Raw genomic sequence first — 25262 nt, forward strand, 5'->3', positions numbered from 1 at the left:
CGCTCCTTTACATTGTATTCATCAATTCAAACATAGGCGACATCAGACTAACGTAAATCAATATGATAAATGCGCCGATAATTGAGAAAAAAACCGGTTGGATATAAACAATGCTTTTTTGAAGCCGCTGATACATGGTATCAATCGAAATATCTGCATAGATAGCTAAATCCTTCGCCAGGCTTTTCGCATCCATATTAGAGGATAAAATATCCGTCAGATGACTCTCTAAAAATTCCATTGTTGTTAACAGTCCGTGAATGGTTCTTCCTTTAAAGTATTCCAGCTGCATCTGCTTCGCGTAATAAGAAATAATCGGGAGCTTAGTCTGCCGGGACATATAATTTAATAATTCCTTCATCGGCATTCCGGTTTGCAGGAGAGAGCTGTATAATGCGGCAAAGTGGAAGGATGTTTGTCTTTTTACGTAAGAGCGGTAGAGAGGCACTCGTTTATATATAGACAGTTTTGTTTCTAAAGAGATATTATTTCTTGAAAATAGCCAAACAAGTACAACAAGGGTGGAAAAAACAAGAAGAATTAGGAGAGAATATCCGAGCCATGCAGAAAGAAAAATAACAGTCTGCAGCAGCATGGGAAGCTCACCAAACATCAGCTGCTGGAAGGAAGGGATGACGCGTGAATAAATAAAAAATAACAGCCCGCTGAAAATTATCATTAATATAAGGGGATAACGCACTGTTTGCTGAAATTTACGAATGTAGTGAACGCGTTGCTGAAATAATTGATAGCAATGCTCGATTCGTTCATAAATATCTGCTTTTTCCCTTACTACAAAAAGGTAAGAGACAATGGAATGGTGGAAACCAGCCTGATCCATTGCTTCATCCAGCTGCTTTCCCGCTTCCAGATTACTTAAAACCTGTTTGGAAATGTGTTCTAACTCACCGTAATATTTCATTGCATCTAAGGAATGGACGAGGGTAAGGCCTCTGGAAAGCATGCGCTGCAAAACATGTAAAAATTGCAGCTGGGTGGTAATCGTTAACCTTTGATTATTGGGGAGAAATCGTTTCAGTAAAGCCATAAGCAAATGCCTTTCTTTGTAAATTTTTAAATTGCTGCTTTTCCGGGAGAGCTTGCAGGCTGCCTTCAATGGCTTTTGTCAGGTGGACGCCTTCAATCAATTCTCCGATAGCACTCCGCTGCTGTTTATTCTTTCTTCTGATTGGAATAAGGCGCAAAGCACCTACTCCAATCAGAATCTGATGAAGATCGGCTGTTTTGATACCCATCTCTTTCAAACGGAAAATCGTACCGACAGCATTCTTTGCATGCAGCGTACTAAGGACGAGGTGACCGGTCAGAGCAGCCTCTACGGCAAAGTGCGCAGTTTCTTTATCCCGTATTTCCCCGACCATCAGAATATCAGGGTCATGACGCAACGCAGCTTTTAATCCCGCTTGATAGGAAATACCTGCACGCTCATTTATTTGAACTTGCAGAATTTGCTTTATTTTTCTTTCGATGGGGTCCTCTAAAGAAATGATTTGACAAGGTCTTTCTTTCATTTCCGTTTCTAACAGGGAATATAATGTAGATGATTTCCCGCTTCCTGTTGCCCCGGTTATCAGGATAAGGCCCGATTCATGGCTCATCCATCTTCGCATTTGCTTTATTTGTTTTGGAAAAAGAAATAAATAATCCAGCGGTAAAGTGTCATTTTGAGGAAGAATCCGGATGGCAATCGTTTCTTGCTGATAATGAGGAAGGGTTGAGATACGAAGTGCATAATCTTTTGATTCGAAACTCCAGATCATCGTACCTGCCTGAGGCTTTCTGCTTTCACCGATATCCATATTCGCACTAAATTTAAAAAATGTTCTTAAAAGCTGATATTGCTTTGTTAAAATGGTCCGGATGAAGGTACGTTTTCCGTGGATGCGGAAGTAAATTTCTGTTTCCTGCTCATAGGGATAGAAGTGGATATCGGATGCATGCTGCTTCGTGGCCGACTGAAAGAGATCGTCAGATAATTTTGTGACGTGATTCATTAGCTCACCTCCTTTACAACTATTTCTGACATAACTTATAATTCGACATTCTTTTTAAATGTCCTTCTTTTTATCAAAAAAGAATAGAATTTTTTTAATTGTTTAAACTAAAAATAGAACGGTCTTCAAAAAGGAGCGATGATAGAGTATGAAAAGCAATGACTATATCCGTTTTCTGACAGAAGAAGCGGTGAAATACATGAACTTATCTTCAGAAGAAAAAGCAGAGCGCAAACAAAAAAAGAAGAAATCATCTTATCCGATCTATGGTAACAAATGGCTGGGGGTTATTCCTTTTTCCATTCAGTCCTGGTACCATGAAAGAAAAAATAGCCGGGATTAATCCGGCTATTTCTCATTCATTGTGGATGCAGTTAAGTAAAAAATCCCTCCGTTAATCACTTGAAATGTAATCATTGGTTTAAACCGCTTCTCCAATGCTTCTAATTCTTCTACATGCCTTGGATGATCAAGTTCATCCGCATAAAAATGCTTTAAGGTAGCTTTTTCCGATTCCAGCTGTTTGATAGATGCAGCAGCCCATGCGTTATCCTGGTTTTGAACATGTTGTAATAAAACGTTTTGAATACGGAGAAATCCGCTTTTGGGATTAATCATCGGCGTCAGTGTATAACAATAATCGGATATGGCTCTATCAAGCGGGATACGTTCTAAATAATCCATCATATTTAAAGCCATATGTCCATGAAGCAGCTGCAGGCCTACTGAAAATATTTCATCCCTATGCTGGACACCACGATAGCTGATTTTTATATTGACTACAAGCCAAGGATACAGGGGAGTGTTTTCCGATGTGCGGACCTCCTCAAATAATCTGGTATAACGTTCTTTCTCCGTTAATTTATTAATAATTTGATGCAGTCTCGGACTCCCAAAATGAATCCATTCCCCTGGTTCACTCGCTTTCTCTTTGTCCGTAATCAGACGCAGCGCCTGGGGCTCTCCTTCCCGGCCGATTTTTTTAATGTAATGCCAGTAGAAAGGGCGGTTCATTAATTCTTTATCCATTTCCTCGGTAAGCTGGATATGGATTTGTCCCTCATCCTTAGAAAGAATGGTACAATGTTTGGTTTCAAAATAGCTGGTTAGAAAATCGGATAAATCAATTTGCTGTTCCATCTCTATATTGCTCCTCGTTTTGTATTTCCTGGTTTGCCTGCTCCATCACGTATTTCAAGTTATCAAGCTTAATACGAACTTCTCCGGCTGAAGTGGATTCCTGATAGATAGATTCTATTTCTTTCTCCATACTATCTACTTTTAACTCTGCTAAAATGGCATCTAAATTACCAATTACATTCTCAAACAAGTTTATTTTTTCGTAAAGCATGGACAATATATGCTCTTCAATCGTCTGTTTAGTGACAATGTTGTAGATATGCACATCTGATTCTTGACCAAAACGATGAATACGGCCAATTCGCTGCTCTAAGCGCATCGGGTTCCAAGGTAAATCATAGTTGATCAGATGATGACAAAATTGCAGATTAATTCCTTCGCCGCCGGCTTCGGTAGCAATCAGAACCTGTGCATGATCCCTAAATAATTGCTTCATCCAATCTTTTTTTCCTCGTTTAAAGCCGCCGCGAAAAGGTACCGAAGAAATACCATGTTGCTGCAGATACCATTGCAGATAGTACTGTGTAGCGCGATATTCGGTAAAAACAATCACTTTTTCACCATTCAGCGATTTAATCAGATTGGTTAATTCCTCCGCTTTGGGATGCTGCTCCAGCTGTTCAATGTTTCCGATAACTTCCTGAATAGCTTCATGATTTCCATCTTGGTCTAATTTCAGTAAAGAGGTAAAGCAAGCTTCTCTGGAAGAACAGAATTCACGTAAATAAGTGATTTTAGCAAAGGATGCCATTCCAAAAGACAGCTCCATTAATTGATGGTAAACCTTGTGATAGCTTTCTGGAAGAGAAGTCCAAATGGTTTGGATTTTTCTTTTAGAATTGTTTAAGCTGGTATCTTTCCTTGTATTACGGACCATTACCTGCTGGACAAGCTTCTTCAGATAAGGATCCTGCTCCATTTTTTTGCGGTCCTTTCCATATTTCTCTGTAAAACTTTTATAATTCCCTAAATGTCCAGGCTTTAAAAGGCTGACAAGATTAAATAATTCTAACAGCTTATTTTGTACCGGCGTAGCGGTTAATAAGAGACAATACTTTTTCTTTAATTCCTGGACAAACTGGTAGTTTTTTGTCTGCTCATTTTTTAGTTTATGAGCTTCATCCACCAGGATAAAATCATAATCTATATCTAAAATAGCCTCCCGATGCGGAGAACGCTTGGCGGAATCGATGGAAGATATAATAATTGGATTATCGTCCCAGCTGTAATTTTTACGATAGGCAATGGCAGGAATGAGAAATTTTTCGTTTAATTCTTTTTCCCATTGATTTACGAGAGAAGCCGGAACAAGAATTAATGCTTTTTTCACCAGCCCTCTTACCATATATTCTTTTAAAACCAGCCCTGCTTCAATTGTTTTTCCAAGTCCTACTTCATCCGCTAAAATGGCCCGGCCATGCATCGTTTCAATTACTTGTTCAGCAGCTTGTAATTGATGATCTAAAATATCCAGATGCGGCAAATATTCCAGCGCCTGCAAGCCATTGAAAGAAGGGCGCTTTGTTAGATTTGCAGCCTGATATGCCATACGAAAAAGCTCCCAATTTGTTAAATTATTTTCATCACGAAAGGCTGACTCTAAGCCGGTAATGAATTGATTGTCTTGTTGAATTTGAATAGAATCCATTTATTCGATGCACATCCTTTCGGGTAAAATATGGTTTTTCAATTACTTTTTTAAAGAGTTATGATATACTTTTGTCAAATAGATTTTCCTGCTAACATAATATATGATGAAGGATTATATATCCTTTAGTATAACCAACATGAATATATTCAATCAGCGGATGAATACAAGGGGAGAGCTTACAGTTTATGTAACGCCGAAGGAGCAAGTTAAGAGCGAATCTCTCAGGCAAAAAGACTCTTGTAGGACGCTACTCTGGAGAGCGTTTATAGGCATCAGCTGTCTATAGACCACCCACGAAGCAAATATTCACATGATGAAGACCGTTTTCTTTGTGAATATGCAACTTTCTGGTTTGCGGACAGAGACTTCTTTTAGGAGGAGTCTCTATTTTTGTGCTTAAAATCAATTTTTAAAAAAATCACCAGCAAATGTTATAAGGATGTTCATGTATTTCAATCAACCTTAGTGAGGAGAGAAGCAGATGAGTGAATTAAAGCGTACACCGATTTTTCCAGCTTATGAAAGGGTTGCCAAGACCATTGATTTCGGCGGATGGGATTTGCCGGTACAGTTTTCAGGTATTAAAGAAGAGCATGAAGCGGTCCGGACAAAAGCCGGTCTGTTCGATGTGTCCCATATGGGCGAGGTTTTGGTGAGCGGTCCGGAAAGCGTCCATTTTTTACAGACGATATTAACAAATGATGTAACAAAGCTAGTGCCAAACAAAGCACAATATACGTTTATGTGCTATAAAAATGGAGGAACAGTCGATGATTTAATTGTATATATGCTGGCTCAAAATGAATACTTGCTTGTTGTAAATGCTGCTAATACGGAGAAAGACGTTGCCTGGCTGCAGGAACAAAATAATTTCAATCCGAATGTTACCATAAAAAATGTTTCGGAAAATTATGCGCAATTAGCTTTGCAAGGACCAAAAGCGGAGCAGATTTTACAAAAGATTGTAAAAGAACCGCTTCAAGATATCTCTTTCTTCCGTTTTAAAAAGGATATCGAAGTGGAAGGAATAGAAGGAAAGGCCCTCATCTCCAGAACTGGTTATACAGGCGAAGATGGTTTTGAAGTTTATCTTGATTCTGAAAATGGCAAATATTTGTGGAATATACTGCTTGAAAAGGGAAGGGAAGAAGGCATCCAGCCAATCGGTTTGGGAGCAAGAGATACACTGCGTTTTGAAGCGAATCTTGCTTTATACGGGCAAGAGCTGTCAGTTGATATTTCGCCATTGGAAGCTGGTTTAGGTTTTGCTGTGAAGCTGAATAAGGGAGTAGACTTCATCGGAAAAGAAGCACTTGAACAGCAAGCTGCTAATGGGACGGAAAGAAAGCTTGCAGGAATCGAAATGATTGATAAGGGCATTCCAAGACACGGCTATCCAGTGTACCAGGGAGAGAGCGAGATTGGTTTTGTTACTTCCGGTACACAGTCACCTACACTAAACAAAAATATTGGGCTCGTACTGATTCAATCTGATTCCGCAAAGATTGGAGCAGAGGTGGAGGTTCAGGTCCGAAAGCGCCGCTTAAAAGCGAAGGTGGTCGAGACACCGTTCTACCGTAGATAATCATCGTACATTTTCACAGGAAAAAGAGTTCGGGGAAAAAAGTTTCACTTTATTAGTGCAGTAAAATAAGGGGGAGAAAAGATGGAGTTTCGTTATTTACCGATGACCAGGGAAGATAAACAAGAAATGATGGAGACCATAGGGATAGAGAATACGGAGGAGCTGTTTGCAGATATCCCAGGCAGCGTTCGTCTCCAGAAGGAATTGGAGTTAAAAGAACCAAAGAATGAATATGCATTGATGAAGGAATTAACAGCGATGGCAAATAGAAACACATCCACGAAAGACGTTGTATCCTTTCTTGGGGCAGGTGTATATGATCATTACACACCTTCCATTGTTGATCATGTCATTTCGAAATCTGAATTTTATACAGCATATACACCTTATCAGCCGGAAATTTCCCAGGGAGAATTGCAGGCAATTTTTGAATTTCAGACAATGATCTCTGAACTGACAGCTTTACCAATCGCAAATTCTTCTATGTATGACGGAGGTACGTCTTTAGCAGAAGCAGTAAATCTGAGTGCCGCCCAGACCAAACGTAAGAAAGTGCTGGTATCAGACGCCGTCCACCCTGAATATCAACAGGTTATTCATACGTACGCGAAAGGACAGGAAGTTGAAATGATTCCGATTCCATTACAAAATGGAAAAACAGATCTCGTCCATTTGGAGGAACTTCTGAATGAGGATATTGCGGGTGTTGTCGTCCAATATCCGAATTTTTTCGGGCAGATAGAGCCAATGGAAGCAATCCAAAAGCTGTTAGAAAATCAAAAGAAGACCATGCTGATCGTGTCCAGCAATCCGCTCGCCCTCGGCTATCTGACTCCGCCGGGAGAATTTGGTGCGGACATTGTAACCGGCGACACGCAGGTATTCGGGATTCCAGCCCAATTTGGCGGGCCGCATTGCGGATATTTTGCAACAAGTAAAAAATTAATGCGCAAGGTTCCGGGACGTCTGGTCGGTCAGACAAAGGATGAAAATGGAGTCAGAGGCTATGTGCTGACGCTGCAGGCACGGGAACAGCATATTCGACGTGACAAGGCAACTTCCAATATATGCTCCAATCAGGCGCTGAATGCATTAGCAAGCTCTGTTGCGATGAGCTCTATCGGCAAGCATGGGATACGGAAAATGTCCGAAATGAATATGCAAAAAGCCCGTTATGCAAAGAAGAAATTGAAAGAAGAAGGTATTTCGATAGTTTATGATGGCCCATTCTTCAATGAATTTGTCATTCAGTTAAATCAGGACATTACTAAAGTAAATGCTGCATTGCTTGAAAAAGGAATTCTTGGCGGTTTTGATTTGGGAAAAATCGACCCTTCCTATCATGGTCAGATGCTTGTGGCTGTGACAGAAATTCGTACAAAACAAGAGATAGACCAACTTGCAAAAGAATTGAGGGATATGCATGGCTGATAAAAATTTTCCATTATTATTTGAACGCAGTAAAGAAGGGAGAACGAGCTACAGCTTGCCGGAATTGGAAATAGATGCCTTTGATTTAGAGGAAGAATTAGAGGACGTCTATATTCGCAAAGAACCTCCTAAGCTGCCAGAAGTAAGTGAACTGGATATTATTCGTCATTACACTGGGCTGGCATCCCGCAATTATGGGGTAGATTCCGGGTTCTATCCCCTTGGTTCCTGCACGATGAAGTATAATCCGAAAATTAATGAAGACATTGCGCGTCTGGAAGGCTTCAGTCATATTCATCCCTATCAAGATCCAAACACGGTGCAGGGTGCTCTGGAGATGCTCTATGATTTGCAGGAGTCATTAAAAGAAATTACTGGCATGCATGAGGTTTCATTACAGTCAGCTGCCGGTGCGCAGGGAGAGTGGACTGCATTAATGATGATTCGTGCTTTTCATGAGGCCAATGGGGATTATAACCGTACAAAAGTCATTGTACCGGATTCTGCCCATGGAACCAATCCGGCGTCTGCAGCAGTAGCCGGGTTTGAAGCAGTTACCGTGAAATCAAATGAAGAAGGATTAGTGGATCTGGATGATTTGCGGCGGGTTGTCGGGGTAGATACAGCAGCCTTGATGCTTACCAACCCAAACACGTTAGGATTATTTGAAAAAGATATTTTAGAAATGGCAGAAATAATACATGATGCCGGCGGTAAGCTTTACTATGACGGCGCTAATTTAAATGCGATTATGGGTTATGTCAGACCGGGAGATATGGGATTTGATGCAGTACATTTAAATCTTCATAAAACGTTCACAGGTCCGCATGGCGGCGGCGGTCCAGGCTCAGGACCGGTGGGAGTCAGCGAAGAGCTGGCAACATATTTGCCAAAACCATTAATTATGAAGGAAAAGGACTCGTTTCGCTTTGATTATGACAGACCACAGTCTATCGGCCGGATAAAACCGTTCTATGGGAATTTTGGTATTAACCTGCGTGCGTATACGTATATTCGTACGATGGGAGCAGAGGGCCTGAAAAAGGTCAGCGAATATGCCGTACTCAATGCGAATTATATGATGCGTCAGTTAGAAAAAGTATTTCAACTGCCTTATCCGCAGCATTGTAAGCATGAATTTGTACTGTCGGGGAGCATTCAGAAAAAACTTGGCGTCCGCACATTAGATATGGCGAAAAGGCTGCTGGATTTTGATATTCATCCACCTACCATTTATTTTCCGTTGAATGTGGAAGAAGGGATGATGATTGAGCCTACTGAAACAGAATCGAAAGAAACGCTCGATTCCTTTATTGATATCATGACCCGTATAGCAAAAGAAGCAGAAAAAGACCCGGAAACTGTACAGGAGGCACCACATCATACAATTGTGAAGCGGATGGATGAAGCAACCGCTGCACGTAAACCAATCTTGCGGTACGAAGAATCGTAAACCATCATAAAAGCTGATTCAGAGGTTATGCTCTGAATCAGCTTTTATTTTTAGCCCAATTAACAGCTTTCACAAAATGGAAAACAAAGGCTTTATTTTTTCATTTTAATCTTTCCAGTCCATTTTTTAAATCCGCCTTTAAGCTGATAAATTTCTTCAAATCCTTTTTTATGCAGGAGCTGCGCAGCTCTTGCGGAACGGCTGCTGTTTTGACAATACAGGTAGACCGGCTTGTCCTTTCTCAATTCCACAAGTCTTTGCTTCATTTGCGTTACCGGGATATTACGCGCTCCGAGAATATGACCTTTATCAAATTCCTGCGGCTCACGTACATCGATCAATTGTGCTTTGCGGTAGCCTTCTACAAATTGATCTTCTGTCAGTACATTTAAATAAGTGCGTTGTCTATAGTAGCGAAAAATAGTAATCGCAAGCAGAACAACTAAAGCAATGAGTAAAAATGTCATTTTGTTTCCCCCGTCTATCTTTATATTCTACACTCTTATTATATGGGCAGCGTTTTTATTTTTCAAAGTTTTTATTTTGCAGGCGGATATTCATCTTAAAAAAATATCCTCTTTCCAGTTCCGGATTATTATTTTTGGTAAAAGAGGTGTTTCAAATCCGCTTTAAGGGAATAAAAAAAGTAACCAGAGATTGCATGAAAGTTACTTGCTTTTCTGATAATTAACTATATATTGTGTCGGAATAATGAATTAGATACTATATATTGTTTTATGGAGAAGAGTTATGATAAACTAATAAGTAATCAATTGCAAGACAAGGAGCGATAACATTGACTATCCATTTCGAGTCATTAAGGCAGGTTAATATCGAGGCGCTTAATGAAGATATAAAAAAATTTGAAGCAGTGCACCCAATCACAAAAGAAATGCATATCACTCATCAAGGCGTGTCGAGATTGGTCATGCTGGACCGGTATGCATATAAAGATACAGAGAAAAAAACATTAAAAAAAGGTGATTTTGTTGTTTTAACCGTAAAAGCAGACCCTAAATTTCCCGCTCGGGGTCTAGGATTTATTATAGATATTAATTGGGAAGAAAACAAGGCGGAAGTAGCTGTCGAATCCGATTATGTCGGAGTTTTAGATAAGGAAGAAGAACGGGAAAGCGGGATGATTACGCGTTCACTCGATGTTATCGAAAAGCCGTTGGAAATTTATTATGAACAAATTGCCAAAAGAAATGCGAGCGGGCTTTCCGAAGTGGAGGAAACTGAAGAAAGAAAAGCCAGATCATTTGATGCTTTCTATAATCAATTGGCTTCTATGAATTTTATTCCGGCGGGACGTGTGCTATATGGAGCAGGCGCTGAAACCGATGTAACCTATTTTAACTGTTATGTGATGCCTTTTGTAAAAGATTCACGCGAAGGCATTTCCGATCATCGTAAACAGGTAATGGAAATTATGTCACGTGGCGGCGGTGTCGGCACGAACGGTTCCACATTAAGACCGCGAAATACATTGGCCAGAGGAGTCAACGGAAAATCTTCAGGAAGTGTCTCCTGGCTGGATGATATCGCCAAATTGACGAATCTGGTTGAACAGGGCGGTTCCAGACGCGGAGCACAAATGATTATGCTCGTCGATTCGCACCCGGATATTGTAGAATTTATTATTTCTAAAATGCAGAATCCGCGTATTTTACGTTATTTAATAGAAAATACAGAAGACGAGCAAATGAAGCAGCTGGCAAATGAGAAGTTAAAATTTACCCCGCTGACAGAAACAGAATTTGATTTGTATCAGGGAATCGTCAATTATAAAGCCATCCCCGGCCAAGGCGGCTTCACAGATGCTGCCATGAAGCAGGCGGCGGAGTTATTGCGCGATGGAGGAACGTATTCCGTCCATAACCCGGATTTCCTGGCAGGAGCAAATATTTCTGTCTGTATTACAAAGGAATTTATGGAAGCCGTGGAAAAAGACGATTATTATGAGCTGCGCTTTCCAGATGTAGAAAATTATACACCGGAAGAAATGAAAGCCTATAATGAACAATGGTATGAGGTGGGCGATGTCCGTAAATGGGAAGAAATGGGCTATGGTGTTCGGGTTTACCGGAAAGTGAAAGCAAAGGAACTGTGGAACTTGATTAATATTTGTGCAACATACTCTGCAGAACCGGGCATTTTCTTTATAGATAATGCCAATGAAATGACAAATGCAAAAGCGTATGGTCAGCAGGTTGTTGCGACAAACCCTTGCGGTGAGCAGCCGCTTGCTCCGTTTTCTGTTTGTAATTTGGCTGCCGTCAACCTTGCTGAAATGGCAGATAAAGATACCAAAAAGGTAAATGTAGAAAAATTAAAAGATACTGTAGAAACTGGTGTGCGGATGCAGGATAATGTAATTAACGCAACGCCATATTTCTTAGAAGAAAATAGAAAACAGGCTTTAGGAGAAAGACGTGTCGGCTTAGGCGTGATGGGACTGCATGATTTATTGATTTATTGTGAAACAGCTTATGGCTCAGAAGAAGGAAATAAGCTGATTGACCAAGTGTTTGAAATCATGGCAGCTACTGCTTACCGCACTTCAATCGAGTTGGCGAAAGAAAAAGGAAGCTTTCCTTTCCTGGTGGGTGAAACAGAGGAAGAAACAAAAACGCTCCGTGAACGTTTCATCCAAACGGGATATATGCAAAAAATGCCTGCAGACATTCGGGAAGGCGTATTAGAGCATGGTATCCGCAACTCGCATCTGCTGACTGTCGCTCCAACTGGAAGTACAGGCACGATGGTCGGAGTAAGCACAGGACTGGAACCATACTTCTCCTTTTCTTACTACAGAAGCGGACGATTAGGTAAATTTATCGAAGTAAAAGCGGATATTGTGGAAGAATATTTAAATGAACATCCAGAAGCAGCGGATAAAGAGCTGCCGGAGTGGTTTGTAACCGCAATGGACTTAAGTCCGGAAGCGCATGCGGATACACAATGTGTGATTCAGCGCTGGGTGGACAGCTCGATTTCCAAAACAGTAAATGCACCAAAAGGATATACCGTTGATCAGGTAGAAAGTGTTTACCGCCGTCTGTATAAGGGCGGTGCCAAAGGCGGTACGGTCTATGTGGATGGAAGCAGAGATTCGCAGGTCTTAACCTTAAAAGCAGAGGATAACCAAGTAGGGGAGCAGACAGAATTATTCCCGGATGAGAAAGAAGATAAAAAAATTGTTCTTATGGACACCATTCAGGAATTAGATAAAACAAATGTAACAATCGGATCTGAGGTGGGAGATACCTGTCCAGTCTGCCGAGAAGGCAGTGTAGAAGATATCGGCGGATGTAATACGTGTACCAGCTGTGGTGCTCAATTGAAATGTGGATTGTAAGACATAAAGAGTGGTTCTGTTTATAAACAGAACCCTCTTTTTTGGTATATAATACAGTTTGATATATAAAATCTATGTACAGGGAGAGGTTTATTTGAAAATCCGTCTGTCTGAATACAACGAAAAATGGATTGAAATGTTTGAAAATGAGGTGCGACTTTTAAGTGGAGTGTTTGGAAGTGAAATAATAAAATTTGAACATTTCGGAAGCACAGCAGTCAAAGGAATGAAGGCAAAGCCTGTTATTGATATGATATGTATTGTTAAAGATATCAATAAAATGGATGCTTTCAATGATCAGATGCGTCTGCTGGGATACGATGTTGCTGGAGAGTGGGGAATAAAAAATAGACGATTATTCCGAAAGGGCGGGGAAAACAGAACACATCATATTCATGTTTACCAATATAATAATCCCGAAGTTGAGAGACACCTAGTATTCCGAGATTATTTAAGGAACCACCCTATTGAAGCAGAGAGAGAGAGTAATTTGAAAGAAGAACTGGCCTTAAAATACGATGATACTACTTTTTACAGTAAAGCAAAAAGAACATTTGTAGAGGGGGTAGAACAGCGGGCATTAAATTGGTTTAGGAATAAGTAAATGCGCATAAATTAATCAAGGAGTTGTAGGGTCATTGATTGCCCATTGCTTCTGTCTGTTCTATCAGCTTTATTGCATATTTAATCGGAATAAAGGTGAAAAAGGAAATAAAGTCTATTTCGCCTGCAGCTGATTATTCTTCCATAACCATCTCTTTCATGGTTAATACGCTTAAAATAAGCTGAAAATAAATCGGAATATTTAAAAAATCATTATGAAAGTTAGTAATCATCCTGCTGATTATAAAATCAGACAGGATGATTCATCAAGATTTAAACCTATATCAATACTGCCCCAACAATCCCTTTTTCATCGCCATGCGTTCACAGTATTTAAAAAAGAGCAGACCAGCGATAAAATAGACGAGAGCATTTATAAATAAAATTAACAGCGGCAGCCAGCCGATATCCATTAAAGTCTGTCCGTCGATCATGATATCTCTGACTAAATCAACGCCAATAACAAAAGGCAGAAAATACATAAGAGGGGATGCAGCAAGCGGAATAAAGGTCAGCCCAGCCAATAAAAATTGCAATATCTGCAGGAAGGCTTGAATTTGTTTATAAACAATGGCCAGCCCGCCGACCATTAATCCGACGCCATACATTCCGAAAACAGTTAATACAAAGACAGGGAAAATAGATACAATATCAATATTAAGCCATTGTCCTGCTGTCAGCATGGTAATAACCAGTAAAATAGAAATAATGATTCCGTAAATAATTGTACTGGCAATCAGCCTTGTGCTTAAAATACGCCAGATCCCCATCGGTGACATCGACAATTGTTCAAGCGTTCCGCGAATGGCTTCATTTACAATTTCGAAACCAAACATTTGAATGACGCTAAGTGCCAAAAACCAGAAGATATAGTTAACAATCACAAATTGAATATTCGCATCCTGTGTTGATGGATCCCCAAAAAAGTGTATTACTCCAAATAAACCTAAAAAGATAAAATAAAAGGTTAAAACAAGGGCAAGAGTATTTGGTAAATAACGCTTCAGTTCCAAGTATTCCTTTCGCAGGTTTGCTCGAAATAGATTAATCCACAGCATGTTGAAAGTCTCCTTCAATAATTTTTAAAAATACTTCATCAAACCGAATCGATTTTCGGTCAATCGAATCAATTGGTGTACGGTTCAATTGTAATACTTGAAAAATCTGATAAATATCCTCGCTTTTCTCAAGCTGTACAGTAAGATAGCTGAATAGTTCGTCCTCTACATAATCATTTGCCGGAAAACGGGCGGAAATGGCTTTTTGCTGATCTGGTGACAAAGCTTCATTTAAAGTCAGTCTGTAGGAGCGTACTTCAAACAGTTTTATCAGTTCATCGACGCGCTGATCGATAACGACAGTTCCCTGATTAATAATAACGGTGCGATCACAAATATCCTGAATCACTTCCATGTCATGAGAGCTGATGATAACGGTACGCTGATAATTTTGAACAATGGATTTCAGGATTTCTCTAACCTCCAATCCGGTTTGCACATCTAAACCAAGCGTCGGTTCATCTAAGAGCATGACTTCCGTATTAGCAAGCATCGCTACAGCTATTGCTAATTTTTGCTGCATCCCGCGGGAAAGCCGGTTTACCAACTCATTCTCTTTTTCCTTCAAACGGAATATTTGCAGCAGTTCATCGATCTCTTCTTTAACTTCCTTTCTTGACCTTCCTCTGTTTCCGGCAAAATACTCCAAGTTCTCTCTCACCGTAAGCCGCCAATATAAATTACGGTTGCCCTCCAGCACGGCGCTGATATGATGTAACGATTCTAAGCGTTTCGCGGTATTAGGTACTCCTTTTATCTTTATTTCGCCGCTGTCCGGGTATAACAAACCGCATATTAATTTGATCGTAGTCGTTTTTCCGGCTCCGTTAGGACCAAGCAGACCAAGAATCTCTCCTTTATAAACATTAAAATCAACGTCTTTGACCGCTTGAACAATTTCTTTTGATTTTCTTTTCCGGTAGCTTTTATTTAACTGGCTGATCTCAATTATCTTTTCCACGTTATCCCTCCTCTTTCTGAAATAATTGTAGCAATTAGCAAAAATCCGAACAACAATCCATCGAAGGAAATAACCTCCGTCTTTAGACGTATCTGAAGGAATATATGCTAATTTGTTCAAGAATAAGAATGTTAATAAAAAAGCTGAAAATAGCCGTTCAAACGGGTTTCATGGGGGAAATAATCTTAGGCCACAGAAATACACTTCGCCTTCCGTTGGGCCTGAGCTCATTTTCTTTAAAGAAGACTTAGCGATAAGCGCAGACAGAGCTATAGTTGGGACTGGAATTGCGGTTACTTGCCCATCCAAAAGCGTCGCTAGAATTTGGATTATTTCTTTGTAAAAAAGCTAATAAAACATAATTCTTCTTTGATGGGAGCGAAAGGAAGCCGATTTCTGCGGGAAAAGCAACAGGTGAAGACCCCGCGGAAAGCGACTTCCCGGAGCGGACATCTCCTTGGCAAGAAAACGGATGTTTTAAAGAACAAGTGAAGTCCTGTTTTTTTCTTATTGCCTGCTGCAAAGGATGCAAGCGGAAGTGAATATACAAATAAAGGATAATAACTTGAGTTTTATAAGGAAATCAGCTATTATTAAATTAGAAAAAAAGTTTCCTTTGATAAAAAAAATTAACGTTCTTATTGAAGGTGTTCACGTTTCTCTGTGGCAAAACATAGAAAGGAGCTTTTTTATGCCTACACCGAGCATGGAAGACTATATTGAAATTATTTATAATTTAATTGAAGCAAAGGGCTATGCCAGGGTTTCATCGATTGCAGAAGCATTAGAAGTGCACCCGTCCTCTGTGACAAAGATGGTCCAGAAATTGGACAAGGATAATTATTTAGATTATGAAAAATACCGCGGTTTTGTACTGACATCGAAGGGGAAGAAAATCGGTGAACGGCTTGTCTTCAGACATGATCTGTTAGAAAATTTTCTGGAGTTAATCGGAGTGGACGAAGAACATATATATAATGATGTAGAAGGTATAGAGCATCATCTCAGCTGGAATTCGATTGACAGGATAGCAGATGTGGTTGCTTATTTTAAAGAAGATGAACAGCGGAGAAAAGATCTGCAAAAAATAAATGAAGTTAATAAAACGTAACCGGTTATTCTCAGGAATGACTGGTTTTTTTGATGCGGTTTAACTGGTCATTTCTTCATCTTCAGGTGCGAAAAAGCATAATAAACAAGCTGATAGACGTATAAATCAATAAGCACCTATAAGGGATGGAGCGATGTCATGAAAATTGATGCTGTATTTTCTGGCGGGGGAGTGAAGGGGTTTGCATATGTCGGCGTGTTGGAAGCCTGGGAGGAGAAAAATTTGCAGGTGGAGCGTGCAGCTGGAACTTCTGCAGGAGCTATTATAGCCGGGCTTTTGGCAGCAGGTTATCATTCTAAGGATATTAAAGAATTAATGAAAACATTGGATGTTCAGAGTTTAGCTGATCCGCCGCTGTTATCCAAATTATTGCCGGCTACAAAGTGGTTATTTCTGTATTTTCAATTAGGATTATATAAAGGGGAGAAGCTGGAAGCATGGCTGGGAGATGCATTATCCAAGCGGAATATATATCGGTTTGGCGATTTAAAACCAGGTGTGTTAAAGGTAGTTGTCAGTGATTTATCGCTTGGTAAATTGGTTGTAATCCCAGATGATTTAGAAAGAGTTTATGGCATTCGTCCAGATACGTTTTCGGTAGCCGCCGCTATTCGGATGAGCGCCGGGTTTCCTTATTTTTTTATGCCGAAATCCATACAGGGTAAAAATAAGCAAAAAAGCATTATCGTAGATGGGGGATTGCTTAGCAATTTTCCATTGTGGATTTTTTCAGAAGCAGAAGAGAAGCAGGTACGTCCTGTCATCGGTGTAAAGTTAACAGATTCTTCCACATCTGTAGAGCCGCGTCAGATTCGAAATGCGCTCAATATGTTTCCTTCCCTTTTCACAACAATGAAGCAGGCGCATGATAACCGATATATTTCCAAGCATCAAGCAGATCATATTATTTTTGTCCCCACCCCTGAACAGAATTCCATGAATTTTAATATAACAGAGGAGAACAGAGAGAAGCTGCGTCGGATTGGAAAAGAATCCAGTGAAAAATTTTTGCGTAAATGGAGTGGTTAATTATTATTTTTCAGAGGTACGTAATGGATAAAGCGCGTTCGAATGGGATAATATTCGAACGCGCTTTATTGTGGGAAATGGGAGAATATAAAAAAGGAGCTTAGAATCTAAGCTCCTGCAAGGGTCTGCTCTATAATAATTTATTTCTAAGAAGAAACACGGTTCTTTTTCTTCGCTTTATTTCCTTCGATAACACGCAAATGACTTGCTCTTTTAGGATTTCTTTTCTTTTGGTTTGCTTTCTGATAGCTGGAACCAGCCGATTTCACAGCCTGTTTATGACCGTACTTGGATTTAGATTGTTTTACTGCCTGCTTATATTTTTTCATGTTGTCACGCTGTCGTCCGGAAGGCTGCCTATTGCGTATGAGAAAGAAATAAACCAATCCAAAAATAGCTGCCCCTATCCCGATAGAAATCAATAGTCTTGAAAGAAATGCAACGGTATTTCCAAATAGCTGTGTAAATAAACCGAAAGCTGCAAAAGCAATAATCAAATAAACAAAAATAGATACTGCTTTATTTCTCAATTGAAATCCTCCTTTCTCACACATTATTTATACTTCTATTTTACCATATCATGCTGCAGGATGCCTGTGAAGGAGCTTCTGCCAATCCGCTAATATATATCGGTCGGATGATTATCCGAGATACTCGAAGGCTGGACAGAAATCACGTTATCCTGTGGAAACTGTTTGCTTGTTAATTAATTATTCCCTCTTTCATAAAAAATATTCCCGCAGATTAACAGAAAGATTATTTCTTCATACGAGTTTCATGATTTGGTCATACTAGAGAGTGGAGGTGTTTATTAATGAGGCGCTTATCAAAAAAACAACAAATAAATGATAATGAGGAATCTGTATTAAAAAAATCGATGTACACAGGATTTGTAGGCGGGGTTGTATTCAGTTTACTTGCAAGTGTAATGTATTACTTTAATTTTTTGGAGGTCGCACCAAAGTTTTATCTGCTGACTTCCTGGGTATCAGAAGGATGGACAAACACGTGGCTCGGTATCTTCTTTACAACGATTCTGGCTGGGGTAGTTTCTCTGCTCACCGCGTTTGTATATTATATGATTTTCAGAAAAATAAAGTATATGTGGGTGGGAGTTATATACGGCTTTGTCTTATGGGCTCTTATATTCCTTTTATTCCGTCCCATATTTAACGATATTCCTGCTGTGACGGAATGGAATTTGAACACCTGGATAACAACCATCTGCTTATTTATTTTATATGGCACATTTATTGGCTATTCCATCTCCTATGATTATATGGATTCGCAGCAAACCGAAGACATCATAAAGAAAAGCTAGGATTTTTCTGTGATTATTCAAACGCATCTATATATGATAAAATACTTATGATACTTGAGATTTTGGAGAGGATGAAACCTTTTGACGAAATTGGACCGCTTACGTGAAAAACTGGAAGAAAACAAAGCAGACGCCATAATTATTGACAGTCCGTATAACAGACGTTACCTGACTAATTTTACTGGCACAGCTGGAACAGCATTGATTACTGCAGATAAGGCTCTATTTATTACAGATTTTCGTTATACAGAGCAGGCTGCTGAACAAGCGGCAGCATTTGAAATTATAGAGCATAAACAAGGAATGATTCAGGAAATTGCGAACCAAATCGACAAGCTTGGTGTAAAGAGGCTGGCTTTTGAGAAAAATTATACGACTTACAGTCAATTTGAAACATATCAAAATCAATTTTCTCAAGAGTTGATTCCTGTAGAAGGAATTGTTGAGGCACTACGGATGATTAAAACCCCTGATGAGCTGGAAATTATGAAAAAGGCTGCGAAAATTGCAGATGACGCATTTGCGCATATTCAATCATTTATCGAGCCTGGAGTGAAGGAAATCGATATCTCGAATGAATTAGAGTTCTTTATGCGCAGACAGGGAGCGACTTCTTCCAGCTTTGATACCATTGTAGCGTCCGGCTTACGTTCTGCTCTGCCGCATGGGGTGGCATCTGATAAACAAATGGCAGAGGGCGAACTGGTGACACTGGATTATGGTGCATTATATGAAGGGTATTGCTCTGATATCACAAGAACGGTAGCTGTTGGAGAAATTTCTGCGGCGCTGCGTGAAATTTATGATATAGTATTAGAGGCGAATCTTCGTGGAGTTAAAGGAACAAAAGCTGGCATGAGCGGGAAAGAGGCAGATGCTTTGACCAGAGATTACATTACGGAAAAAGGATATGGCGATCGTTTCGGTCATTCGACAGGTCATGCAGTGGGAATGGAAGTTCATGAGAGCCCAGGATTGTCGACTCGTTCTGAAGCAATATTAGAACCGGGCATGGTCGTAACGGTAGAGCCGGGTATTTATGTTCCAGGGGTAGGCGGCTGCCGCATTGAGGACGATATCGTTATTACAAAAGACGGCAATGAGCGATTGACCTTTGCTCCCAAAGAATTAATCCAATTATAAAAGGGTACAGGAGGAAAAAATATGATTTCAGTAAATGATTTTAAAACAGGTTTAACTATTGAAGTAGACAATGATATTTGGCAGGTTATTGAATTCCAGCACGTAAAACCAGGAAAGGGAGCGGCGTTTGTACGTTCAAAACTCCGTAATTTACGTAATGGAAATATTCAAGAAAAAACGTTCCGCGGCGGCGAAAAGGTAGAAAAGGCGCATATTGAAAATAACAAAATGCAGTATTTATATGCTTCTGGCGATGCGCATGCATTTATGGATACAGCGTCATATGAACAAATTGAAATTCCAGAAAGTCAAATTAAAGATCAATTGAAATTTATTAAAGAAAACATGGAAGTTTCTGTGGTCACCTATCAGGGTGAAATTATCGGAGTAGATCTTCCAAATAACGTAGAGCTTACGGTAACAGAAACAGAGCCTGGAATTAAAGGGGACACAGCGAGCGGAGGTTCCAAACCGGCTACGTTAGAAACCGGACATATTGTACAAGTTCCTTTCTTTGTTAACGAAGGAGATGTGCTCGTTATTAATACTGCGGATGGGAAATATGTTTCCAGAGCATAATTTAATAAACACAAGCAGTTTGCTGAATCTTCGGCAGACTGCTTGTTTTTTTATGTAAAAAAATAAATGACGGGCTTCAGCTATTTTTTGAAATCCCTTTGTTATCACTCCTCTCTCTTTCAAACCTTTCAATAAAGAAAAAGCTCTCAGGGCATAATTTCATTTTAAAAACATATATCTCTAAGTAAAACAAGCTGATTTTGTATTTTCAAAAAGCGGGGTTTTAGAATGAATGAGATTTTACGACTTTTTCCGCCATCTTTTCAGGACCGGATAGACGGTCTTATAGGTCATCGCTGGTCACAGCTTCAAGAAATTCGAGTACGTATTCATCAAAAAATAGAATTTATTTTCGACTCAGCTGTTTGCTGGCTGGACGAGCCGTTGCCACATAAGAAAGAAGCTGTTTTTATTCTGAACCAGCTGAGTGAATATTCGCTGTATCGGCTGGAAGAAGAGCTGCGTAATGGGTTTATAACCATTGAGGGCGGCCATCGTGTCGGTATTGCAGGAGGTATTATAACAGCGGATCAAAAAGTAAAAGCGATTCAGCCTGTTTCATTTTTTAATATTCGTATTGCCAAGCAAAAAAAAGGCTGTGCAGATATGCTGATGCCTTATATCTATGATGGGATATACCATCACACTATGATTCTTGGAGCACCGCAATCTGGAAAAACAACGGTAATACGCGATATCTGCAGGCAAATAGCCAGTCAATCTGCTACGGGCCGCTCTAAAAAAGTAACCATCGTGGACGAGCGTTCCGAAATAGCAGCATCCATCCGCGGTGTTCCGCAGCATGATATAGGGATGAGAACGGATGTGTTAGATGCCTGTCCGAAAGCAGAAGGGATGATGATGGCGATTCGTACGTTATCTCCCGATATTCTGATTGTCGATGAGATTGGCACAGAAAAGGATGTGGAGGCGATTATCGAAGCATCCCAGGCAGGTGTGAAGGTTATTTGTACAGTGCATGCAGGAGATATGGCTGATTTATACCGCCGCCCTATTATGCAAAAAATAGTTCAGGAATTAATTTTTGAGCGTTACCTGCTGTTAGGGCAGGGAAAAAAAATCGGAAAGCTAGCTTGTGCCTTTGACAAAGACGGGAATCCGATCAGTTTTAAGCAAAGAGGTGGTGAAGGTGAAGTGGATTGGCGTGCTGCTTTTAATTAGTATGTCTACAGTACTTGGCTGGGAATGGGGAAGATCATTAAAACAGCGGCCCAAGCATATTCAATTATTATTGCAGTCGCTTCAGATTTTAGAGGCGGAAATGGTATACAGCCAGGTCCCATTACAAGAAGCATTTCAACTAATCAGTAAGAAACTGCAGGGTCCGACTGCTTTATTTTATCAGGAGCTGGCTGAGGAGCTGGAAAATAAAGAAAAAGATTTTGATGAGATATGGGAAGAATGTGCGCAAAGGTTAATTGGACAATCTGCGTTGCAAAAAAGCGATCTGGAGATATTGCTTCAGTTTGGCAGAACACTGGGACAGCATGATATTGAGCAGCAGAAAAAACATATAAAATTAACCAATCTCTATTTAGAAGAGCAGTGGAAAAATGCCACAGAACGTTTTCAAACGTATGGAAAGCTGTCAAACGTGCTGGGACTTCTGTGCGGTATCTTTCTGGCACTATTGTTTATGTAATGAAATGAGTGGCATCAGGGAAGGAGCAAGTACATGTTTGTGGATGCATTGATACTATTTCAGATTGCTGGTATAGGCATAATTGTAGCGCTTATCCATACGATTTTAAAACAGATGGGCAAGGAAGAAATTGCCCAATTTGCTACGTTGATCGGCTTTATACTTGTTCTGCTCATCGTGGTGAACGGACTCTCAGATTTATTTCAGCAAATCAGATCTGTATTTCTATTTTAAGGAGATTGGATATGGATATTCTCCAGATTACGATTTTAGGTGTACTCGCAAGTATATTATATATCCTGGTAAAAGAGGTACAGCCTTCGCTTGCTTTTTTAATTATTCTTATTACGGGTATTGTTATCTTTTTCTCCATCATTCAGCAAGTCCAATTAATATTTGAAACCATTCGGAAGCTGGGCGACCAGGCGAATGTGCAAGGACTTTATTTAACAACGATTTTAAAAATTATCGGTATTTCTTATATTGCTGAAATCGGAGCTCATCTGACGAAGGACGCCGGTCTGAATTCTGTATCCAAATACATTGAATTAGCAGGAAAAATATTTATTTTACTGCTTGCTGTTCCAATTATTACTGCGGTAATCGAAGCGATTATCGGTTTTATCCCTAATGTTTGATTGGCGAAAGAAAATGAAGCCGGGAAAGGGAGTATCCAGATTGTCTAAAAGACCTGTCAACTTACTCCGAATACTATGTATGCTATTTATCGCTCTTGTTATTAGCCAAGGAAATTCAGCAGTTGTCCAAGCTGAGGATGCTCCAATGACCGAAGAGGAGGAGGAAACCCTTCAAAACTCTTTATTAGATGAGATTTCACTGGATGAAATTCAATCCTATTGGGACCAGCTGATCATGGAGTACGGAGATAACTTACCTGATTTACAAAAAATCAGTATCTATGAATGGATTAAAAATGGAAACAGCTTCTCCATTCAAGATATTCTGATGCATTTTTTGCGCTACCTCCTCCATGAGCTGATTATCAACGGAAAACTTTTAGGGACTCTTTTAATGCTGACCTTATTTGCTGTTGTGCTCCAGTCGATTCAATCTGCATTTGAGCAGACAACCGTCAGCAAGGTTGCTTATTTTGTGGTTTTTTTAGTCCTGTTGTTTATCGTACTGAATAGTTTTTATCTGGCAACTTCATATACAAAAGATGCGATTGATACGATGCAAAGCTTTATGATTGCACTGCTGCCTCTGGTATTGGGAATGATGGCGAGCTTTGGCAATGTGATTTCTGTTTCTTTCTTTCACCCGATTATTATATTCTTTATTCATTTTAGCGGTGTATTTATTTCAGCCTTTGTTTTACCTTTATTATTTCTTTCCGCCATGCTGATTATTATCAGCAGTTTAAATAGTCATTTTAAAGTAACGCATTTGGCCAATCTCTTTAGAAACGTTGCTGTAGGCAGTCTGGGAATTTTTTTAACTATTTTCCTGGGGGTTATTTCTGTTCAGGGGACTGCGACAGCAATCCAAGACGGAGTAGCAATGAAAACAGCTAAATTTGTAACAGGAAATTTTATACCGGTATTAGGACGGACATTTACCGATGCTGCGGATACCATTCTTAGTGCCTCCCTCATTTTAAAAAATGCTGTCGGCATGATTGGCCTGTTTATTATTTTGTTTATTGTCGCTTTCCCGGCTTTGAAAGTGGGAGTCATTGCAATAATTTATAAACTGGCGGCAGCAATATTACAGCCGATTGGCGGGGGCCCGATCGTGCAATGCTTAAATACAGTAAGCACGTATATTTTATTTATCTTAGCCTGTTTGCTGGCAGTCTCCCTGATGTTCTTTCTTGGGATTGTCATCATTGTCGCAGCAAGTAATTTAACCGTCTTACTAAGATAGGGGTTGATGAGAATCGAAATATTTACAGACTGGGTGACACAGATTATTTTATTTATCATTCTGGCCTCCGTAATCGATTTGCTTGTGCCGGCAAATCATCTGCAAAAATATGTGCGGCTGGCGATTAGTTTAATCTTGATTTTGATTCTGCTTCAACCTGTTTTTTATTTGTTTAATACGGATATAAATACTGCTATATCAAGCTCAATGAACAAAATAGAAAGTCAGTTTCAAGGACAGCCTTCGATAGAAAATCAAATAGATTTAGAAAAAAAAGAAATAGAAAGTGGACAAGATGCATATATTTTAGAACAAATGGCTATTGAATTGGAAAAAATAGCGGCAGAACCATTAAAAGAGGAATTTAACGCAGAGATTGCCTCTATTGATTTCCAATTTTCTGTAATGGACTCCGTATCCTACGAGGAGCTGACAGAGGTCATTGTTTATATAACAGAATCAGAACCAGGGGAAGGAGCGATGAACACGGTTGAAGATGTGGTTATTGAATGGGGCAATGAGGAGGAAACGCATTCGGAAGAGCCATTACAAGAGATGGAGGCCAGTTTAAAAGAAATTTGGGAAATTGAGGATAAAGAAATAACGGTCTATTGGGAAGGAGAGGGATTTTGAAAAATAAACTGACTCACTTTTTAAAACAGACCACGGATAGCGAACAAGCTTCGGGGAAAGAAAAAAAGCAGCCGTCTAAAAAAATAGGATTTATTGTTATTTTAGGACTGGTGGGAATTTTATTTATGATTATCAGTAATGTATTAAAACCGGAAGAGGAGGTTCAGCCCGTGCCTTATGACGATTCACAGCTGGAAATTTCGGAAGAAGCGGCTTCAGAATCGGCAGGTGGTGAAGTAGAAGACCTGGAGAATGAGTTAGGCGAACAATTATCCAGCATGCTGAATCAGATGGATGGTGTTTCAGAAACAGAAGTAATGATCAATTTAGAAGCAACAAGTGAGCAGGTCTATGAAAAAAATAGAACAACAGGTAAACAGACGACAGACGAAACGGATCGTAACGGAGGTTCTAGAGTGGTTGAGGATCAGACGGATGATCATCAGGTCGTGCTTTATCGTCAGGGCGATCAGGAAACACCTTTATTGGTACAAACCAAACAGCCGGAAGTACGGGGCGTATTTATTGTAGCACAAGGCATGGAAAGTCAATCGATGAAAAGTCAAGTCATTGAAGCAGTATCCAGAGTATTAGATGTCCCTTCACATAAAATCTCAGTGATGCCTAAAAATTAAGGA

At 39.8% G+C, this 25262-nt stretch carries 26 protein-coding genes and 1 riboswitch; of the genes, 18 read left to right on the forward strand and 8 right to left on the reverse strand.

The window, feature by feature from the left end:
- Positions 1-7: 7 nt before the first annotated feature.
- Positions 8-1048 (reverse strand): type II secretion system F family protein, encoded by a 1041-nt coding sequence (locus ACFO3P_RS22135; RefSeq protein ID WP_042534758.1) that lies wholly within the window; start codon positions 1046-1048, stop codon positions 8-10.
- Complete coding sequence (gene comGA, locus ACFO3P_RS22140; RefSeq protein ID WP_193063929.1) at positions 1017-2015, reverse strand: competence type IV pilus ATPase ComGA; 999 nt, start codon at positions 2013-2015, stop codon at positions 1017-1019. Before comGA ends, ACFO3P_RS22135 begins: the two co-directional genes overlap by 32 nt.
- A gap of 148 nt (positions 2016-2163) precedes the next feature.
- On the opposite strand from comGA, the gene ACFO3P_RS22145 reads away from it, so the two are divergent.
- Positions 2164-2358: a YqzE family protein gene (locus ACFO3P_RS22145; RefSeq protein ID WP_042534755.1), complete on the forward strand. Its 195-nt coding sequence runs from the start codon at positions 2164-2166 to the stop codon at positions 2356-2358.
- A gap of 5 nt (positions 2359-2363) precedes the next feature.
- Here ACFO3P_RS22145 and ACFO3P_RS22150 read toward each other — a convergent pair whose 3' ends face one another.
- The gene (locus ACFO3P_RS22150) at positions 2364-3155 is read right to left on the reverse strand and encodes a YqhG family protein (protein ID WP_042534751.1); all 792 of its coding nucleotides are present in this window, start codon (positions 3153-3155) and stop codon (positions 2364-2366) included.
- Complete coding sequence (locus ACFO3P_RS22155) at positions 3139-4803, reverse strand: DEAD/DEAH box helicase (protein ID WP_042534749.1); 1665 nt, start codon at positions 4801-4803, stop codon at positions 3139-3141. The genes ACFO3P_RS22150 and ACFO3P_RS22155 overlap by 17 nt, the downstream gene beginning before the upstream one ends.
- Before the next feature lie 160 nt (positions 4804-4963).
- Positions 4964-5053, forward strand: a riboswitch (glycine riboswitch).
- A 234-nt stretch (positions 5054-5287) separates the two neighbouring features.
- On the opposite strand from ACFO3P_RS22155, the gene gcvT reads away from it, so the two are divergent.
- The 3 genes from gcvT (at position 5288) to gcvPB (ending at position 9275) form a co-directional block, all read left to right on the forward strand.
- The gene (gene gcvT / locus ACFO3P_RS22160) at positions 5288-6391 is read left to right on the forward strand and encodes a glycine cleavage system aminomethyltransferase GcvT (RefSeq protein ID WP_193063928.1); all 1104 of its coding nucleotides are present in this window, start codon (positions 5288-5290) and stop codon (positions 6389-6391) included.
- An 81-nt stretch (positions 6392-6472) separates the two neighbouring features.
- A complete protein-coding gene (gcvPA, locus tag ACFO3P_RS22165) occupies positions 6473-7822 on the forward strand; it encodes an aminomethyl-transferring glycine dehydrogenase subunit GcvPA (RefSeq protein WP_193063927.1) in 1350 nt (449 codons plus the stop codon).
- Positions 7815-9275, forward strand: coding sequence for an aminomethyl-transferring glycine dehydrogenase subunit GcvPB (gene gcvPB / locus ACFO3P_RS22170; protein ID WP_193063926.1), 1461 nt, complete (start codon positions 7815-7817; stop codon positions 9273-9275). Before gcvPA ends, gcvPB begins: the two co-directional genes overlap by 8 nt.
- 92 nt (positions 9276-9367) lie before the next feature.
- Here the strand turns inward: gcvPB and ACFO3P_RS22175 are convergent, their stop codons facing one another.
- Positions 9368-9742, reverse strand: a complete 375-nt coding sequence (locus ACFO3P_RS22175) for a rhodanese-like domain-containing protein (RefSeq protein WP_042534741.1) — start codon at positions 9740-9742, stop codon at positions 9368-9370.
- 329 nt (positions 9743-10071) lie between these two features.
- Here ACFO3P_RS22175 and ACFO3P_RS22180 point away from each other — a divergent pair, with 329 nt between their 5' ends.
- Together ACFO3P_RS22180 and ACFO3P_RS22185 are read left to right on the forward strand one after the other, a co-directional pair.
- Complete coding sequence (locus ACFO3P_RS22180; RefSeq protein WP_289584588.1) at positions 10072-12636, forward strand: vitamin B12-dependent ribonucleotide reductase; 2565 nt, start codon at positions 10072-10074, stop codon at positions 12634-12636.
- A 94-nt stretch (positions 12637-12730) separates the two neighbouring features.
- Positions 12731-13240, forward strand: a complete 510-nt coding sequence (locus tag ACFO3P_RS22185; protein WP_042534736.1) for a GrpB family protein — start codon at positions 12731-12733, stop codon at positions 13238-13240.
- A 283-nt stretch (positions 13241-13523) separates the two neighbouring features.
- Here the strand turns inward: ACFO3P_RS22185 and ACFO3P_RS22190 are convergent, their stop codons facing one another.
- Both ACFO3P_RS22190 and ACFO3P_RS22195 read right to left on the reverse strand, forming a co-directional pair.
- Positions 13524-14297, reverse strand: coding sequence for an ABC transporter permease (locus ACFO3P_RS22190; protein ID WP_042534734.1), 774 nt, complete (start codon positions 14295-14297; stop codon positions 13524-13526).
- Entirely contained in the window at positions 14284-15258 is a 975-nt protein-coding gene (locus ACFO3P_RS22195; protein ID WP_042534732.1) for an ABC transporter ATP-binding protein, read from the reverse strand. Before ACFO3P_RS22195 ends, ACFO3P_RS22190 begins: the two co-directional genes overlap by 14 nt.
- 691 nt (positions 15259-15949) lie before the next feature.
- On the opposite strand from ACFO3P_RS22195, the gene mntR reads away from it, so the two are divergent.
- Together mntR and ACFO3P_RS22205 are read left to right on the forward strand one after the other, a co-directional pair.
- A complete protein-coding gene (mntR, locus tag ACFO3P_RS22200) occupies positions 15950-16369 on the forward strand; it encodes a transcriptional regulator MntR (RefSeq protein ID WP_042536314.1) in 420 nt (139 codons plus the stop codon).
- A 138-nt stretch (positions 16370-16507) separates the two neighbouring features.
- A complete protein-coding gene (locus ACFO3P_RS22205) occupies positions 16508-17398 on the forward strand; it encodes a patatin-like phospholipase family protein (RefSeq protein ID WP_042534728.1) in 891 nt (296 codons plus the stop codon).
- A 146-nt stretch (positions 17399-17544) separates the two neighbouring features.
- Here the strand turns inward: ACFO3P_RS22205 and ACFO3P_RS22210 are convergent, their stop codons facing one another.
- Positions 17545-17928 (reverse strand): SA1362 family protein, encoded by a 384-nt coding sequence (locus tag ACFO3P_RS22210; protein WP_042534726.1) that lies wholly within the window; start codon positions 17926-17928, stop codon positions 17545-17547.
- Between the two features lie 284 nt (positions 17929-18212).
- Between ACFO3P_RS22210 and ACFO3P_RS22215 the strand changes: the two genes are divergently transcribed.
- The 10 genes from ACFO3P_RS22215 (at position 18213) to spoIIIAG (ending at position 25259) form a co-directional block, all read left to right on the forward strand.
- A complete protein-coding gene (locus ACFO3P_RS22215; protein WP_042534724.1) occupies positions 18213-18719 on the forward strand; it encodes a YqhR family membrane protein in 507 nt (168 codons plus the stop codon).
- A gap of 81 nt (positions 18720-18800) precedes the next feature.
- Positions 18801-19862 (forward strand): M24 family metallopeptidase, encoded by a 1062-nt coding sequence (locus ACFO3P_RS22220; RefSeq protein WP_042534722.1) that lies wholly within the window; start codon positions 18801-18803, stop codon positions 19860-19862.
- A 21-nt stretch (positions 19863-19883) separates the two neighbouring features.
- On the forward strand, positions 19884-20441 hold the full coding sequence (efp, locus tag ACFO3P_RS22225; protein WP_042534720.1) for an elongation factor P: 558 nt from the start codon (positions 19884-19886) through the stop codon (positions 20439-20441).
- 228 nt (positions 20442-20669) lie between these two features.
- Positions 20670-21623, forward strand: a complete 954-nt coding sequence (spoIIIAA, locus tag ACFO3P_RS22230; RefSeq protein ID WP_042534718.1) for a stage III sporulation protein AA — start codon at positions 20670-20672, stop codon at positions 21621-21623.
- A complete protein-coding gene (gene spoIIIAB, locus ACFO3P_RS22235) occupies positions 21592-22104 on the forward strand; it encodes a stage III sporulation protein SpoIIIAB (protein ID WP_042534717.1) in 513 nt (170 codons plus the stop codon). The genes spoIIIAA and spoIIIAB overlap by 32 nt, the downstream gene beginning before the upstream one ends.
- Before the next feature lie 33 nt (positions 22105-22137).
- Positions 22138-22338: a stage III sporulation protein AC gene (spoIIIAC, locus tag ACFO3P_RS22240; RefSeq protein ID WP_042534715.1), complete on the forward strand. Its 201-nt coding sequence runs from the start codon at positions 22138-22140 to the stop codon at positions 22336-22338.
- A gap of 11 nt (positions 22339-22349) precedes the next feature.
- Positions 22350-22742: a stage III sporulation protein AD gene (gene spoIIIAD, locus ACFO3P_RS22245; RefSeq protein ID WP_042534713.1), complete on the forward strand. Its 393-nt coding sequence runs from the start codon at positions 22350-22352 to the stop codon at positions 22740-22742.
- A 79-nt stretch (positions 22743-22821) separates the two neighbouring features.
- Positions 22822-23991, forward strand: coding sequence for a stage III sporulation protein AE (spoIIIAE, locus tag ACFO3P_RS22250; RefSeq protein WP_042536313.1), 1170 nt, complete (start codon positions 22822-22824; stop codon positions 23989-23991).
- 6 nt (positions 23992-23997) lie between these two features.
- Positions 23998-24624 (forward strand): stage III sporulation protein AF, encoded by a 627-nt coding sequence (spoIIIAF, locus tag ACFO3P_RS22255; protein WP_226895092.1) that lies wholly within the window; start codon positions 23998-24000, stop codon positions 24622-24624.
- Complete coding sequence (gene spoIIIAG / locus ACFO3P_RS22260) at positions 24621-25259, forward strand: stage III sporulation protein AG (protein ID WP_042534710.1); 639 nt, start codon at positions 24621-24623, stop codon at positions 25257-25259. Before spoIIIAF ends, spoIIIAG begins: the two co-directional genes overlap by 4 nt.
- The last annotated feature ends 3 nt before the right edge of the window (positions 25260-25262 follow it).

It is taken from the genome of Oceanobacillus aidingensis (assembly GCF_042654105.1).
GTDB lineage: Bacteria > Bacillota > Bacilli > Bacillales > Amphibacillaceae > Oceanobacillus > Oceanobacillus oncorhynchi.